This is a genomic window from Pirellulales bacterium (assembly GCA_033762255.1).
In the GTDB taxonomy this organism is placed as follows: Bacteria; Planctomycetota; Planctomycetia; order Pirellulales; family JALHPA01; genus JANRLT01.
Window position 1 is genome coordinate 47,922 of sequence record JANRLT010000033.1, and the last position, 16,618, is coordinate 64,539.

Genomic DNA, 16,618 nt, shown 5'->3' on the forward strand with positions numbered 1-16,618 from the left:
AGGCTGCTGTGTCCTGCGGGCAACCTTTCCTTTCGCCGTTAATCACACAACCTTAGTCCTTAAAGTCCAGGAACCACCATCCATCATCCCATTCCAGCGACACTTTCCGCCAACCCAGCGGAACTTGCGGATAGGGATAAAACGGCCCAATGTACGGCCAAGCCGTCGCGGAATACTGCTTGGGATAGTTCACCGCGGCGTAGTTGGGATAAGCCGCGTAGCTAGGCCAGGCGTAATTCGGCATGTTGGGGCTGTCATACATCGCCGGAGGCGGGCACGACGCGGGGCTAGGAATGTGCGCCGGCAGGGGCGCTCCCTGAACTCCTAATTCTCCCGGAACGGCATAACTATCGCCAGCCGCTGGTACTTGGCGGCTCGCCAGTTGGGGATAACCCAACGGACGGGCTCCTTGGGTGTTCACCTTGCGTGGTGTGGAACCAGTGTTGGCATAGGTAATCTTGCCGCTGGTCCCAGAGGCCGTTCCCACCGGGCGACCGGCGGATTGCGGTAGGGGTTGGGCGTATTGCGCCGGACGGGGCTGCGCTGCATACTGCGGAGCCGGCGCGTATTGCTGAGCCATGGGGTATTGTTGCGGACGCGATTGCGCCATTTGCCGTTGCTGCATTGGCATCGGCCGTTGGCTGGTCGCCTGCGGGGCATAAGTGGGCTGGGTCGGCATCGCCGCCGAGACCCGTTGCACTTCCGCCGGGGCGGGGGTGGGCTGGTTGGCAAATAAATTGTTCGGCTGGCGAAGGCCGTTAGCGGCCCCCCGCGGAGCGGGAGCCTTGATTTCCAGATTATTAACCACCCGTTCGATCCCGGGGGTCACCTCGGCCAGGGCAATCGCACGATCCAGTTGATCGGCGTTGCTAACGCGGCCGTTCAACTCGACGATCCCCCCTTCCACGACCACATTGATGCTGTAGCCCTTCAACTGGCCGCTGTTCTTAAAATTCTCGGCAATCTGCTGGGCTAAATCCTGGTCGTCGGCCCGGCCCACCGTGGGCAGCAGGGCAGCGCACCCGGAAATCGCCAATCCTAACCAAAACCGTCGCATGTTTCCCTCCTGTAGCACGCGTCGAATCGTGTGGCAAACCTTTGGGGCATCCTACGGATGTTCCCGCCAGGCATCCCTGCCGCTGACCACGGCAGTCCACGCGATTCCTTGTTGTTGACTAGATCCCGTTAGCCACCGCACGTTATCTGCCGGGTGGGCATAGCGGCGAATTCCTTTACGCGGGTGTAAAAGAATCCCAAAAATCAGCCGCTGTGGCATCCTCCAGCGCAGTGCACGCAAGTGACTGATATTCAGTGTCGGATACCGATTGTGCCGTTGGGGAGTTTTTTTCGGGATTTATTGAAAATGGCAATTCTGCCGGGCATAGCAGATATAAGACACGTCTCTTAAACCCATACCAGCCATAGGCTTATAAAAACAAAACGGCATTCAAACCACTCTTTGGCAAGCTGCCCAATCTAAGAAAACCTTGCCGATTATGCCGTTGCCTTTAAGACCTGTTTGACGCTAGCAGTAGCGGGAAAGGCAAGTTCCTGCCGCGCGGGCATTTCTCTGCGCGCCCAGGGTAATTGCACGGTAAAAGTGCTTCCCTTACCCAATTCACTATGCAGGTTTATTTCTCCCCCCAGCAATTTGCACAGTTCCTTCACAATCGACAGTCCTAGACCCGTCCCCGAATACTCGCGGGTCATGGCATCGCCGCGGGCCAGGACCTGGGTCCCCTGGCGAAATTTTTCAAAAATCGCGGTTTGATCCTCGGGCGAGATCCCCACGCCGGTGTCCGCCACGCTGAGTAGCAGGTCGCCATAGACCACTTGGCCATTTTCGCTCGCATGGTTCTCTCCCGCCAAAGTCGCCGGGACCATCCGGGCGGAGACAGTAATTCGCCCCCCTTCGGGGGTAAATTTGATGGCATTGGACAGCAAGTTGTTTAAGATTTGCTGCAATTTGCCCAAGTCCTGAAAGAGGGGCGGTAAATCGGGCTCGATCGCGGCCTCGAGATCGATATTTTTCCGCTCGGCCAGGGGGCGGGCCATGTCGCACTGCGCGGAAATGGCGTGATCAATGCGAAATTCGCTCAACCGCAGTTCCATCTTGCCGCTTTCAATTTTTGCCAGGTCCAAGATGTCATTGATCATGTCGAGCAGCATCCGCCCCGACTTTTGAATATTGGTCACGTAGCGCTGCTGTTTGTCATCGAGCGATTTGATGGAACTTAACACATCGCTAAAGCCAATAATGCTGTTCAGCGGCGTGCGCAGCTCGTGACTCATGGTGGCGAGAAAATCGCTTTTCAGACGGTTCATCTCGTACAGCCGCATATTCAGCTGCGCTAGTTCGTCAACCTTTAGATCCAATTCGGTCTTCCCCTGCGTTAATTCTTCCTGGGCTTCGACCAGATGCCGCACCATTTTATTAAACGAATTGGCCAAGTCCTCAAACTCGTCGGCGGTTTGAATTTCGGCCCGGGCATCCAGCTTGCCGCGGGCGACTTCGTCGCTGACATCACGCAGGTGTTTTAGCGGTTTGACAATGACATACCGCACGATCACATAGACCGCCACCACGGCGAAGAACGTCGTAATGATCGCCGCTCCCAAAAAGATCGCCCGATTAAAATTAATCGCTTTTTGAGTATCGGAATCCGGCAGGATAATTTTTACCACGCCCAGCAGATCCCCTTCCCGCAATTCCGTTTTGGTGGGATCAAAGGCGATCCCCTGACGAGTAAGATAGTTTTTATACATGGTGTCATGGCAGATGATACACTGCGAATTTGACGCCCAGACCGGCTGATAATAGGAATAGATACCCCGGGCGTTATCCCGAAATTCCTCAAATAACTCGTCGTTATTTCCCGCATAAGCAATTCCGGTTTGATTCTCGACGGGTGCGGTTTTTTTATAGGGTTGCAGTTTAAAAAATCGTTCGTAGACCTGCCGTTCTTCCTCGGTAGCCGGATGATGCTTTTGATCCTTATTATACAAAGAAAAAACTTGATATTTGTATTTTTTGGATTGCCAGTCTTTGCCTAATTCCTCGACAACTTCTTCGTATCCTTGAAGCGAGGGAATATTCTTTTCGTCGTTTTCCCAATGCACCTGGACCAGGACCGGATCGACCAGAGCCTGTCCGGTATTACGGGTATTGGCATAGACCAGTTCCTCGGTCCGGTTGCCATACCACCAAAAACTTCCCAAGATCAAAACCAATAAACATCCAGCAAACAGCAGCAGGCATTTGATTTCCAGCCTGGATTCGCCCAAGACGCGTTTAAAGGATTGATACGACATGCTTGGATCGGGAAGGGAAAAGGTAAACCGCCGCTTAAATTGTCGCGCAAATCCCCCAAATTGTCAAAATCATTTTACCTGCTGCCAAATTGGTGCCTGCTTAGAGCATTTCCTGCGGGTCGATATCGACCACCCATTGGACTTCTTCCGGGGGAGCCGCCGAAAGTTGCGCCTGCCGCAGGGCTGTCCGCAAATGCCCTTCGTCCGCCGCCTGCGCCAAAAAATGAAACCGGTACAGATTGCGCAGCTTGGGCATGGGGGCCGCCGCGGGACCCAGCAATCGCAGGTCCGGGGTGAGTTGTTCCAAATTTTTCCGTACCTGGTCGGCCAGGGTTTGCGCGGTCGCCTGGGCCACTTGCTCGTTAGGACCACGGACAATCACCCGCGCCAGGGGCCAAATGGGAGGAAAATGACCTCCCTCGCGCAAGGGCATTTCTTGTGCGGCAAACTGGGCATAATCATGGCGGGAGGCGGCTTGAATAGCGTAATGATCGGGATTGAGGGTCTGGACCAGGACGCGGCCGCCACGTTCTCCCCGCCCTGTGCGACCCGCGACCTGCGTCACCAGTTGAAACGTTCGCTCCGCCGCGCGAAAGTCCGGCAAATGCAACGCCGTGTCGGCATTGACCACCCCCACGAGCAGCACATTGGGAAAATCCAGACCCTTGGCGATCATTTGCGTCCCCAGCAAAATATCCACCTCGTGCTTGCTAAACGCCTCAAACGCCCGCGCGTGGCTGTCGGGCTGTTTCATGGTGTCGGTATCCATGCGCAGCACGCGTGCTTCGGGAAAACTGGCTTTGACTTCGGCTTCTAATCGTTGGGTGCCCATCCCCGAATAGCGCAGTCCAGGAAGCTTGCATTGGGGACAAGCCGCGGGGGCGCGTTCGGAATGGTCGCAATAATGGCAAACCGCAATTTCACCGGTGCGATGGTGTGTCAGGGGCAATTCACAATCGGGACAGCGCACGACAAAACCACAGCCTGGACACTGGATATGCGTGGAATATCCGCGCCGATTGAGTAGTAAAATGATCTGCCCCCGGTCGGCCAGGGTTTGTTTCATGGCGTTTTGCAACTGCCGACTCAATGCGCCGCGCACTTGCCGGGCGTCGCGCATGTCCACCGTCAGCACATCGGGCAGGGGACGATTGGAAACCCGGCGCGGAAGTTCGCACAGGACCGCCTGGCCGGACTGGGCCCGGTGCCAACTTTCGATTGCCGGAGTGGCCGATCCCAACACCAGGGGGACAGATTCTTCCCGCGCGCGCCACAGCGCCACATCCCGCGCGTGATACCGCGGTGTTTCGCTTTGTTTGAAACTCCCCTCGTGCTCTTCATCGAGAATTATCAACCCCAGGCGCGAGCAAGGGGCAAACACCGCGCTGCGCGCCCCCACAATGACCGATACCTCTCCCCGGGCAATCCGCTCCCAATGCCACAACCGTTCGGCATCGCGCAAATGGCTGTGCAACACCGCCACCTGGGCAAAGCGGGCTTGAAAGCGTTCGCGGGTTTGGGGGGTGAGGCTGATTTCCGGCACGAGCATGATTGCCTGTCGGCCAAAGCTCAGTGTCTCATCGATGGCCTGCATATACACTTCGGTTTTTCCGCTGCCAGTGACTCCATGAATAAGAATCGTGGCGTGCTCTCCAGCGCGCATCGGATCGATGATGGCGGCCAAGGCCCGCGTTTGATCCTGGTTCAGCTTTAATTGGGCCTCGGACGGCGTGTCCGCCTCCACGCCCACCCCTTCGCCAACAAAGCGTTTGGTCAGCTTGATGAGCCCTTTTTTTGCCAGGGATTGAATCGGCCCCGGCGTGCATTCACACTGCCGTGCCAAATCCGCCAGACTGATCGTCGCGGGGTTTTTAGTCAGATAGGCCAGGACTGCCTGCTGTTTGGGCGTGATTTTAGGTGGTTGAGAAGCGGCCAAACGCTGGTGAACCTGGGGATGAAGCGTAACCTGGGTAATTTCCCGCAGGGTTTGCTTGGCCCGTACGGCGGCCGGCAGGACCGTTTGTAACGTCGTTCCCCAAGTACATAGGTAATGGTCCGCCATCCAGCGTGTCAGATTCAACATCGCGGGGGTCAATAACGGACGCTCGTCAATGATGCGACCCACGCTTTTCAGCTTGTGCTGGCTCGTGGTGTTGGGGGCTAATTTTACACAATAGCCCACCGTGGGGCGATTTCCCCGTCCCAACGGCACCTCGACCCGCTGACCAATTTTTATGCTCGCCCGCAGAGGCTCGGGGACTTCGTAATCAAACGGCTGTTCCACGCCCGCGGGAAAAACCACCGTGGCGATCAACCGATCGCGACGATCGTCCGCCTCCCACGGTTCAGCTTCAAAGGTAAACAGATTTTGCTGTGCGGCCATAGCCCGTTATGATACCAAATTCCCGGAAAGTCGGACGGGGGAGGGGACCGGCCGAATGTCGCGGTAAAATCGTGTCCCCCGGGAGACCGCGTTCTTTGGATGTGGATTTTTACGGTAGAATTTTATGCGATTGGGAATTTTTGGCGGAAGTTTTGATCCCGTGCATTATGGGCATTTGTTGTTGGCGGAATCCTCTCGGCAGCAGGCCCGGCTGGATCGGGTCTATTTTGTACCGGCCAATATTCCCCCGCATAAACTGGGCCAGCTGCGGGCCGATGGGGCGGATCGGGTGGAAATGCTGAAGCTGGCCATCAGCGGCCAGGATACGTTTGCCTATTCCACCTGCGAACTGGATCGCGGCGGGATTAGCTATACCGTGGAAACGCTGCGATATTTTCATAAAACAGAACCAGCCGCCGATTTATTTTTATTGTTGGGAGCGGATTCCCTGCACGACCTGCCAAACTGGAAAGAACCTGCCGAAATCTGCACGCTGGCTCTCCCGCTGGTAGTAAATCGAGAAGGGCACACTTCGCCCGACTGGCAACTGTTGGCTCCGTTTGTCTCTTCGCAGCGGTTAAAAGAAATCGCCGCTAACGGGGTCGTCATGCCCGGCATGGGGCTAAGTTCTAGCCAGATACGCCAGGCCGCCGCGGCTGGATCCAGTATTCGCTACCAAACCCCCCGCGCTGTCGAGTTATATTTAATCACGCACAAGCTGTATGGTGCGTAGCAGAATTCGCAAGACGTAGCAGAATTCGCAAGAATTCTGACCCTAACAAATTCCGCTACAAAGAACCCTCGGAACTTCTTGCTAGTTCCGCTACTAGTTCCGCTACCTTACGCCGCACGCGCCTGAAATTGCAGCGTTCGCAGCAATTCCGCGCTCAAGGCCACCCGCGAACCCAGCGCGGGCTCTCTTCGCAGGGCATCCAGCACGACGTGCAATTGCTCCCGCGGGGCTTGATTGGGATCCAGGATCAGCCACGGTTTGCCCTTTAATTCGCAAACGCTACTCTGGCCCAATTCTGGCTCAATCCGCAACTGATAACCTAGCTTTTGCAGGGCGGCAATTCCCTGATCCAATAAATCGACGGTATGGACACGTTCGCTGGGCATGGTTGGCCTCCTGCCTGGTAAACGCACAAACGGCGGAAATCTTCCTGATTTTTACCTTGCTAGCGGTGAATGGGTCGCGCCGGCTTGCCCTGGCGGATTCCCCGTTAACCTCTAGCACCTAGCTTTGAATTCTAACGGGGGCTATTCCAGTCTCCTAGGTTAGTTGGACGATACCCCTGTTACGACTTAAAACTTCCCCAAATAATGCCCTTAAACCTGCGCAAGGCAGTTAACATCGGCCAAATGGGAAGTTTAATTTGGGAGATTTACCCAAAGCGGGCAAATCTCCCCGCCTGATGTTTTCGCCAGGGAACTTGCGGAAAATTTGCTGCACCGCTTTTTACGGCAAGCAAAGGAACTATTGAATGTCCACGGTCAGTTCTGAGCATTCTGTGTCAATTGCCCCGTTTTCCCCCGTTGCCACAACAGAGCAGGAATTAGTCGCCGCCCGCCAGCAAATCGCGCATTTAACAAAACAACTCCAGCATGCGCAGCGTTTAACAGCCTTGGGGGACTTGGTGGGAACCACCACGCATGAGTTTAACAATGTTCTAACAACTGTCATTAACTACGCTAAACTAGGTTTGCGCCACGCGGATAACCCCACGCGTGAAAAAGCACTGACAAAAATCCTGGAAGCGGGACAACGCGCGGCACGGCTCACAAATGGCGTGTTGGGATTTGCCCGAAACCGCACCAGCGAGTTTGAGCCGACCGACCTGCATAAAGTCATCGAGGATGTGCTGGTTTTGCTCGAACGGGAACTGCAAAAATACAAAATCCGGCTAGATCTGCAGCTTGAACCGACCACGCCCGCTGTCTGGGCGAATGGCAATCAAATCCAGCAGGTGCTGCTAAATTTGGTGGTTAATGCCCGTCAAGCCATGCCGCAGGGGGGACAACTGGTGTTACGTTTAGCCCCGGCCCAAGAACCGGGTTACGTGGATATCTTTGTTCGGGACACTGGCTGCGGGATGCCGCCGGAAACGCTTCGACGCATTTTTGATCCGTATTTCACAACCAAAAGTGGGCCAGATGCCACTGGCAAAGGGGGAACCGGCCTGGGGTTATCCCTGTGTAAGGACATTATCGAAGCCCATCATGGGCGGATTCGCGTGGAAAGCAGCGTTGGTAAAGGGACGGCCTTTACACTTAAACTACCCGTCGCCAGCGGAAAAATCTCTTAAATTTGGCAAGTTCTCGGAACGAGAACGGGGTTCGCCGAGGCTGGCTTTGCTATGATAATGAGTTAGGCAAGGTCATCGTGCAATTGTCTTTCCCCCCGACGCGCTCCCCATGCTTTCTATTTTTTCCCCCGCAAAATGGGGATTATGTCTGTGTTTTGTGGCTTTTATCAGCACACAACTCCATGCCATCGACATCATCGGCATTCAGTATGCGGGGCTAGACCAACCGCGCATTAATGCCGTTTTGCGCCGCTCGCCCAATGGAGCCCCCCTGGTGGCGGATTTTGGCTTTGGCATCACTACCATCAATATTCAGGCCTTTTATGATACCGGTGCCAGCGGTTTACTACTAAGCGACCAAACAGCGGACTTTATGGGAATTGCCAAGTCTCGCTTTCCCGAACCAAACGGGCCGTTGGTCTCTTATTTTGACGTGGGTGTCGCCGGGGCCGAGGAATTTCACGTTTCCGAACCCCTATATGTGGGCTTGGCGCCATTTGAAGATACCCTGGATGCGGAAAATCCAGCCAATTACACCCAAAACTTTGGCCCGATCCGCTTGCAGATGGCGTTTCCCCCCTCAAATCCCCTGTTAGATGGGTTAGACGTCTTTGGAATGCCTATTTTTGCGGGAAAAGTCGTGGTTATCGACCCCACCCCGGTCGATGTGGACCCCACGATCGGTCTCCCCCTGGGGACGATGCGGACGTTTGTTTACAACCCTGGAACTCCCTTTAACCCCAATAGTCTCGCGACCAATCCCGGCATTCCCCCGACCCCCTATCAAGTGCAGATGAGCTACGCCCAACTGGACGAATTTACCGAAGTTGACCCTGTCGGGGCACCCGGCCCCACCCTCGCCCATAATCCGTTTATCGGTCCCAACCCCGTCCTTCAGCTCCACCCAAATCCCCCGACCGATAATACACCGCCGGTGGTTCTGGGTTATAACGGGCACCAAACAAGCGGGAGTTTGCTGCTCGATACCGGGGCGGCGGCATCAATGATCTCCAGCCGCGTGGCGGCCGATCTGCATGTGCGCTACCGGCCCGGCACGGAAGGGACCGAAAACCCCCGCCTCGAGGAATTTGATCCGCAAAACCCCCAATTGCCAGGCACCCTGGTCCCGGGACAATACACCCTGGAAGTGGGTGGAATTGGCGGGACCAAAAAAATCGCTGGGTTTTACCTAGACACGATGCTCTTACGAACTTTACAGGGAAATACTAGCGACTTTGGCGATCCAAATCACCTTAACTATGGCTTGGCACCGGTCCTGGTCAACGATATTTCGGTGCAAAACCCCACCACCGGGCAAGTTTTAACCATTGACGGGTTGATCGGCACGAATATGTTTGCCGCCAGTACCGAAATCATCGCCGGGCCAATCCCCAGCTTTGGCGATATTGTCGATGGACCGTTTCGCTGGGTCGTTGTGGATGAGCCGAATGGGCGGTTTTCCGTCCAACCAAAGGAAATTCTAACGCCCAATCAATGGGCGCTGGCAGGTGGAGGGAACTGGTCTGAAGCAGCTAACTGGACGGAACAAGCCATTCCTAACAGTATTTTTGACCAGGCGCTTTTGGGTCAGAATTTTACCGGCGGAGGAAGTGTCGATCTTCAAAATCAAACGATCACGGTCGCCGGGCTTCGTTTTGATAATACCATGGCGGGCTACACGGTCGCGGCTAGCGGCACGGGCAAACTCATTTTAGAAGCCAACGGCAACAACCCCTATTTGACAAATTTGCTTAGCAATACTCAACAACACACGATTTCCGCGCCTGTGGAAATCCGGGGAAAACTGCATGTTTTAGCGGGAAATCAGCCAATTCAGCTGACGGGATCAACAACCTTTACCTCCGGGAGTTCGCTGGTGATAGAGACTGGCACACTGGCCTTTGCCCTGCCTCAGGGGGCAACTTCCACTTTGCCCCCGGGCATAACCGTGGAGGTTCAATCGGGGGCCAAACTAGAGTTAGGGGGGGTCGTATCCCCCCTAGGCAGCATCACCGGCAATAAAGCCGCTGTCATTACCACAGCCAGTGATAGCCAATTATCAATTACCGCGGGAAATCATGTTTTAGGCCATGTTTCGGGCGAAATCAGCTTCGCCACGCCTTTGGGAGCCACGGTCGGCCAAACCTACTTATCCGCGGGAGCTACGCTATCCGTCATGGGACTGCGGCTAAACCGGCTGGAACTAACGGCGGGAACAGCCAACCAACCCACGACGTTGACGGCTTTAACTACCGATGGCGGCTCTGACGGACTAGTGTTGCTGGACAATCGCCAAGCAAATGGCGGAAGCGGCATTCCGGGGCTGATTTTGGGCCAAAATAGCGTCCTGGACCTGCAAGACAACGATCTGGTGCTCCATTATAGTTCCACCCCCAGTGACCCTAATCCGGGGGCTTTAATCACGCAATACGTCGATAATTTTTTCACCGACACGCCGAATCTCCCGCGGATCGCGTCTACCACGGTCCTGAACAGTGGCGGCACCCGCATCATTGTTCCGGTGGATAACGCCGTGGCAAATTTTGGAGATGTGGGGAATCCGTTTTATGATCTGACACTAGGGAATTCGACGGCGGGAACCGGTTTTCAGCAAATTTTAGTGCGATTTACCTTTCCGGGGGATTACAACCTCGATGGCAAGGTGGATGGCCTGGATTACTTGGTGGTGGACTCTAACCAGGGGTATATGGGGAGTGGCGGGGTAGGGGGGTGGATCTTTGGAGACGGAAATTTTGACGGAATCGTCGATACCGCCGATTATTTGCCCGTGGACAGCTATTTAGGCTCGGGAATGGGAAATCCCCTGGCGGAGGCCACTGTAACCGCCACTCCCGAGCCAAATTCCGCGTGGGGGTTAGCTTTTTTGGCGGGACTGGGGGCGGGTTTCGGCCTTTTCCGCCGTCGGGCCAAAACAGCCTAAAATCGGGCATTTTTTACTAAAAGCCCGCTAACGAATTTGCCAATTAGTGGACCTGGAGAAATTTTTTGGGATTTTTTGGACTGGACCTAGCCAAAAGCTTGACCAATCAGCTAGCTCTGGTTAAGGTATGTGTAGTTCGACCTGCGCAGTGCAGGCACGGTTGTAAGTGTTCTTTGAGGTAATCGCGGCAAAGATAGCCCAACGGAAATCTTCGCTTTTACTTCTCTTTTTTGGAGTCGCTAGTGGTTTAGAGAAGCAGCCATCTTCATTGGCTTGCTAGGTTTTCATCTCACGGGACGGAAGTCGGGTAACCGGCACTATACCCGCTTCTGAAGAAAGCACTAAATCACTTTTTCTGACTTACTTGGTTACGGTTGCACCTCATCATGGCAACCCACCAATTTACTCCGAGGCCTACACACTTAAGCGAGGATTGAACATGAACTTGAAGAACAAATTTTTGCTTGGCGCGATTGCAACTGTTGGCACTGGCATTTTTGCCGCCCCCGCCTTTTCCGCTTTGACCTACGATCTGCGCTTTGCCGATGGTACCAAGGTTAAAGACGCAGCTGTGGGCAATTACACAGTTAACCTATATGCCATCATCGATCAGGGAACTGGTGGATTTGCCGACGATTCGATCACTGGCGGTCTGCTGAATATCTATAGCAGTTCCACTGGTGGCGGAGCCATGAACGCTGGTAGTGGTGTTACCGCCCGCGTTGCTCCCGGCACCGGCGCTTTGACCACCCCCAACCTCAGCTTGGCCACCACGGCTGACGCGTCAGGCGATCTGCTCCGTTCCACGGTCCCCAACACCGCTGGCACGGGTGACGGCATCCTCGACTGGGGTGCCGACGAACGCTACATCACGTCGGGTGGCGGTGCCACTGCCGCTAATCCCCTGTTGTCCAACTACTTTGTGAATGGCGCTTCAGTTGCCGCTACGACCCGTTCCTACAACTGGCGCTTCACCCAGCCGTTTGTTCCTGGGACAGCGATTCCTGGTGGAATTTCCCAAGCCTCCACCGTTCGTCCCAATTCCTGGGAAGTCCTGATTGGCCAATTTACAATTAATGTAAACGGTGTTGGTGGTACTGGTACGACTTCCTTTACTCCCTTTTCTTGGCACCGTAATCGTGCCAGTTCCACGGCTCCCTCCGCCGCGGGTGGCAGTAACTACGTGCAAGACGGTGCCCTGGGTACGACTTTGCCGGGTGGTGTGAACGTACCTTATGCCGATGGTTCCTTTAGCGGTGTGACATTTAATGGTGTCATTCCCGAACCTTCCACGATTGTCCTGTGCGGCTTGGCCGCCATCGCCAGTGTCTACGGACTCCGTCGCCGCCTGACTGCCTAGTTGATGACTAGGGCAGATTGGTTATTCCTCGCTTTTTTTGTGCCAACGGGGTTGTCCAGTTCTTGGACAACCCCGTTTTTGTATTGGCACACAGTCGGAAATGCTGATATCAATATTTTAATTTCTATAAAACTGCCCACCACAATTGCCAGCCTCATACTGGATTATTGTGAGAGACGTGTGTGCATTAGGTATGTTTTGCATGTCGTTTCCCGCAAAAACATGTGAGAAAATGTGGGTTTTGTTATCAATTCAACAGTTTTCAACTACTTGTCCGTCCCCCCCGTTGATTTCGTTGACCTAGCGGAAAACCTCGTTATTTTCTTCTGTATGGCACCTATGTTTTGGTTACCTACACACAGGAGATTGCTAATGCGTTTGCGGACACAACTTTTCACGGGAGCTCTGGCGGCGGCCTGCATCGGCCAGTATTGCCAGACCGGTTTGGCGGTCATGACGTATGACCTGCGCTTTGCCCCGGGAACCGTCGGAGCCACAGCCGACAACAAGACGGTCTTGAATCCCACCACCGGCAATTATGCCGTTGAACTCTATGCCATCATCGACCGTAACAACGACACTTTTAATGACGACACCGTGACCGGCGGCGCTGTGAATATCTACAGCCAAAACACCGGCCTGGGTGCTCTGGCCGCTGGCACCAACAGCGGCGTAACCGCGAAATTGGCTGTCCCCACGCCTAATTTCCAATTTGTGTCCACCGCCGATCAGTCCGGCAATTTGCAACGCGATGAAAATGGTATCGCCCAGCCGAACGCCTTTGAAGCGGGCGTGAACTATGTGAGCGACGGCATTCTGGATTGGGGTGCTGACGAACGTTACATCACCAACGGTGGTGGTGCCACCGTGGCCAGCCCGATCCTGTCCGGTTATCACCGCGAAGGCTCGCTCATTAACGCCTCCAAGATCTATGCTTTCCGCTTTACGCAGCCATTTCAGTTGGGCCAAGCTGTGATCCCCGGTGTTTCTCAGCCATCCGCCGCCCGTGCCAATTCCTGGGAAGTGCTCGTGGGTCGGTTTACGATTGCGGTTAATGGATTAAACCCCGCCGCTGGCGGCAACGATGTGACCTCGTTTGTTCCGTTTTCCCAAAACCGCTACCGCGCGACCAGCACCTCCCCGACGACCAACGCCGGTGCCAACTACAGCCAAGATGGGAGCGCCCCCAACACCAATCCTGGTGGTTTGAATGTGCCGTTTGGACCTGATTCCTTTAGTGGTGTCAGCTTTGTCGTCCCCGAACCTTCCACCTACCTCATGTGCGGGTTGGCCGCATTTGCGGGGTTGTTCGGCCTCCGTCGTAAGTTTGCGTAGTTTGCGGTGACTAGAAAAACCAGCTAGGTGGGGCTGTCATGACCGTGACAGCCCCACCAATTTGTCCCATGAGGCAGGTTGGAAGAATTAGGAATTCTGGCGGAGAACCTCCCTTTTGAATCCAGGCAGTACTCATGATCCTGAATCATCACTAACTTACTAATCAACACTCAACTTATGGCAAATTGGGCAATTTTTTCCATAAGTGAATGTAATGACTAGAGTTACGCCAAATATACCACCAACAAAACCAGCTAATGCCAGTTAAATACTGGGGATTTGTGAGGATTATTTTAGTTTTTTCTTAGATTCCAGATTACCAAATTGTTGACTCCCTTTGTGGCTGCATGTTAAAGTAAGCCTCGGCACCCAATTACTCCGAGGCCTACACACATAGGGAGAAAGCTCATGAGTTTGCAGAAGAAAATGCTGGCGGGCATGATTGCCGCCGCATGCTCGGGCATGTTTGCCACGAGCGCGATGGCCATTATGACATACGATCTTCGTTTTGCTGATGGCACCAAATCTAAGGACGCCCTTCCTGGCGCCTACGTTGTTAATCTTTATGCCGTGATCGATCATGGCGGAGATAACAGCTTTAACACTGACAGCATCACTGGCGGTCAGCTTAACATTTACAGCGGGAAGGTTGGCGCGGGGGCTGTCGCCCCGGGCACCAATAGCGGCGTTACCGCCCGTGCCGCCACGCTGCCGACTCCGAATTTTAGCTTAGCCACAACCGCCGATGAGTCTGGCGATTTGATGCGTGATGCCAATGGCGCTGCCGCTCCGAACAATGTTGCCGACGTCCTGGGCGACGGCATTTTGGACTGGGGTGCTGACGAACGCTACATCACCTCGGGTGGTGGCGCGACTGCGGCCAATCCCCTCCTTTCGGCTTATCACCGTCAAGGAGTGTTGATTCCCAGCGCGACCAAGACCTACAACTGGCGGTTCACCCAGCCATTTGTTCCTGGCGGCGCAGTTGTTCCCGGCGTTTCGCAGCCCTCCAGTACCCGTCCCAATTCTTGGGAAGTTTTGATTGGGGAGTTTACAATTAATCTGGCGGGTGTCTCCCCCACGGCGACCCCCACGGATAAGACCACCTTTACCCCGTTCTCGCATCATCGGATTCGTTCGACCTCCTCGGCCCCCTCGGCCTCGGGTGGTTCGAACTACTCCACCGACGGCAACCTGCCTGGCAGCAATCCTGGTGGCGTGTCGACCCCCTACGGTGAAGGCGCTTTCAGCGGGGTTGAATTTGTCGGGATCGTTCCCGAACCTTCGACTTACGTTCTGTGCGGTTTAGCTGCAGCGGCTGGCGTATTTGGCCTCCGTCGCCGCAAGACCAGCTAACACATGCACTGACGAGTAATTAGGGTTTCTTTGCCACAGGGCTGTCCATTCGGACAGCCCTGTTTTTTTATATCGATGCCTAGCATGGCGGTTGTATTCTATTGAAATCAGCTAAAAAATTAACTCGCTGTTTAATGCAGCGCCCGCTCATACTAATCGCAAGCAATCATAGCGCGGTTTTGACCCAATTTACCAAGGGATTCCGCAACTCTGTTGGAGTAGGAGTTCCTTGGTTTTGTTCTTTTTCCCAGGGTTGTTCGCTGCGCTCCAACCCGTGGGCTTTGTTACCCAGTTTTATCATTGAACAGGGCGCGTTGCGGTACCCCCTCTCCCTCTGGGAGAGGGTCGGGGTGAGGGAAGCTACCGCAACGCGGTTATGGAACTCAGCCCAGGGTTGCCGCGTAGCGGCTACCCTGGGAATACCCCCTCTCCCTCTGGGAGAGGGCCGGGGTGAGGGAAGCTACCGCAACGCGGTTGTGTCATGCGGAAATAACCCAGTATTACTGGGTGCCTTCATAAATTGCTAGCCGCGCTATGTTTAGCTAGAAAGCGTATTAAACCCGCACTTCCGCCGCCAGAGCCGCATGATGGCGATATTTTTGGCGGATCGGCCCTACCACTTCGTCCAAAAATTCCCTGGTCTGCTGTCCCGCGCGACCCGTGAATTGGCTCGTTTCCATGGCCGCGTTCAGATCAATCCCCGCAAAATCCGGATCACGTTTGAGGCGTTCCAGCAGATCGTTGGGTAATCCCTGTTCTTTCACCTGCTTCGCGGCTTCCACGCTTGCCAGGCGGATTCGTTCGTGCAGTTCCTGGCGATCCCCCCCCGCCGAAACCGCCGCCATGAGCAAACTTTCGGTCGCCATAAAAGGCAGTTCCTCACGCAAATTGCGTTCTATCACCCGGGGATAAACCACCAGACCCGCGGCAATATTTTCATAGAGGATTAAAATCGATTCCACGGCCAAAAAAGCCTGGGGGATCACCAACCGGCGGTTCGCGCTATCATCCAGCGTCCGTTCCATCCATTGCGTGGCGGCAGTTTGTGCGGTGTTTTCGGCTAAACTAATGGCATAACGCGCCAGCCCACACATCCGCTCGGCCCGCATGGGATTGCGTTTATAAGCCATCGCGCTTGAGCCAATTTGCTGGGTTTCAAACGGTTCTTCCAGTTCCTTGCGCGCGGCCAATAACCGCAAATCGGTCGCAAATTTTTGGCACGATTGGGCGATTCCCGCCAGCGCGTCCAAAATCATCGCGTCAACTTTGCGCGGATAGGTTTGGCCCGTCACCTCATAGCTGGCTGCAAATCCCATTTTTTGCGTTACGCGGCGATCAAGTTCCCGCACCTTAAAATGGTCGCCGTCAAACAACTGCAAAAAGCTAGCCTGGGTCCCGGTGGTCCCCTTGACCCCCCGTGCCCGCAAGGTCTCGCGGCGATGCTCTAATTCGGCCAGATCCAGGACTAAATCATAGATCCATAACGTGGTCCGTTTGCCCACGGTCGTGGGTTGGGCCGGTTGCAGATGCGTAAACGCCAAACAGGGCATATCCTGATATCGGGCGGCAAAAGTGGCCAATTTGTCAATGACAGAAACCAGCCGTTGCATTAGCAGGTCCAGCCC

11 protein-coding genes are annotated in these 16,618 nt (G+C 54.8%); 6 read left to right on the forward strand and 5 right to left on the reverse strand.

Annotated features, from left to right (window positions below; all coding sequences use genetic code 11):
- Nucleotides 1-52: 52 nt before the first annotated feature.
- The 3 genes from SFX18_09815 to priA form a co-directional block, all read right to left on the reverse strand.
- A complete protein-coding gene (locus SFX18_09815) occupies nt 53-1,057 on the reverse strand; it encodes a BON domain-containing protein (protein ID MDX1963438.1) in 1,005 nt (334 codons plus the stop codon).
- A gap of 437 nt (nt 1,058-1,494) precedes the next feature.
- Nucleotides 1,495-3,312, reverse strand: coding sequence for an ATP-binding protein (locus SFX18_09820; protein MDX1963439.1), 1,818 nt, complete (start codon nt 3,310-3,312; stop codon nt 1,495-1,497).
- A 100-nt stretch (nt 3,313-3,412) separates the two neighbouring features.
- Nucleotides 3,413-5,695, reverse strand: a complete 2,283-nt coding sequence (gene priA, locus SFX18_09825; GenBank protein MDX1963440.1) for a primosomal protein N' — start codon at nt 5,693-5,695, stop codon at nt 3,413-3,415.
- 124 nt (nt 5,696-5,819) lie between these two features.
- Between priA and nadD the strand changes: the two genes are divergently transcribed.
- Nucleotides 5,820-6,428, forward strand: coding sequence for a nicotinate-nucleotide adenylyltransferase (gene nadD, locus SFX18_09830; GenBank protein MDX1963441.1), 609 nt, complete (start codon nt 5,820-5,822; stop codon nt 6,426-6,428).
- Nucleotides 6,429-6,535: 107 nt separating this feature from the next.
- Here nadD and SFX18_09835 read toward each other — a convergent pair whose 3' ends face one another.
- Nucleotides 6,536-6,814, reverse strand: a complete 279-nt coding sequence (locus SFX18_09835) for a hypothetical protein (protein ID MDX1963442.1) — start codon at nt 6,812-6,814, stop codon at nt 6,536-6,538.
- A gap of 365 nt (nt 6,815-7,179) precedes the next feature.
- Here SFX18_09835 and SFX18_09840 point away from each other — a divergent pair, with 365 nt between their 5' ends.
- From SFX18_09840 to SFX18_09860, 5 genes are all read left to right on the forward strand, one after another.
- Nucleotides 7,180-8,001, forward strand: coding sequence for an ATP-binding protein (locus SFX18_09840; protein MDX1963443.1), 822 nt, complete (start codon nt 7,180-7,182; stop codon nt 7,999-8,001).
- Nucleotides 8,002-8,110: 109 nt separating this feature from the next.
- A complete protein-coding gene (locus SFX18_09845) occupies nt 8,111-10,942 on the forward strand; it encodes a hypothetical protein (protein MDX1963444.1) in 2,832 nt (943 codons plus the stop codon).
- A 439-nt stretch (nt 10,943-11,381) separates the two neighbouring features.
- Entirely contained in the window at nt 11,382-12,302 is a 921-nt protein-coding gene (locus tag SFX18_09850; protein MDX1963445.1) for a PEP-CTERM sorting domain-containing protein, read from the forward strand.
- Nucleotides 12,303-12,674: 372 nt separating this feature from the next.
- Nucleotides 12,675-13,637 carry a PEP-CTERM sorting domain-containing protein gene (locus tag SFX18_09855; protein ID MDX1963446.1) on the forward strand — a complete coding sequence of 321 codons (963 nt, stop codon included), beginning with the start codon at nt 12,675-12,677 and terminating at the stop codon, nt 13,635-13,637.
- A 408-nt stretch (nt 13,638-14,045) separates the two neighbouring features.
- Entirely contained in the window at nt 14,046-14,993 is a 948-nt protein-coding gene (locus SFX18_09860) for a PEP-CTERM sorting domain-containing protein (protein ID MDX1963447.1), read from the forward strand.
- 554 nt (nt 14,994-15,547) lie between these two features.
- On the opposite strand, the gene SFX18_09865 is transcribed toward SFX18_09860, so the two are convergent.
- Nucleotides 15,548-16,618, reverse strand: a 1,071-nt coding sequence (locus tag SFX18_09865) for a lyase family protein (GenBank protein MDX1963448.1), incomplete at its 5' end; no start/stop codon positions are given.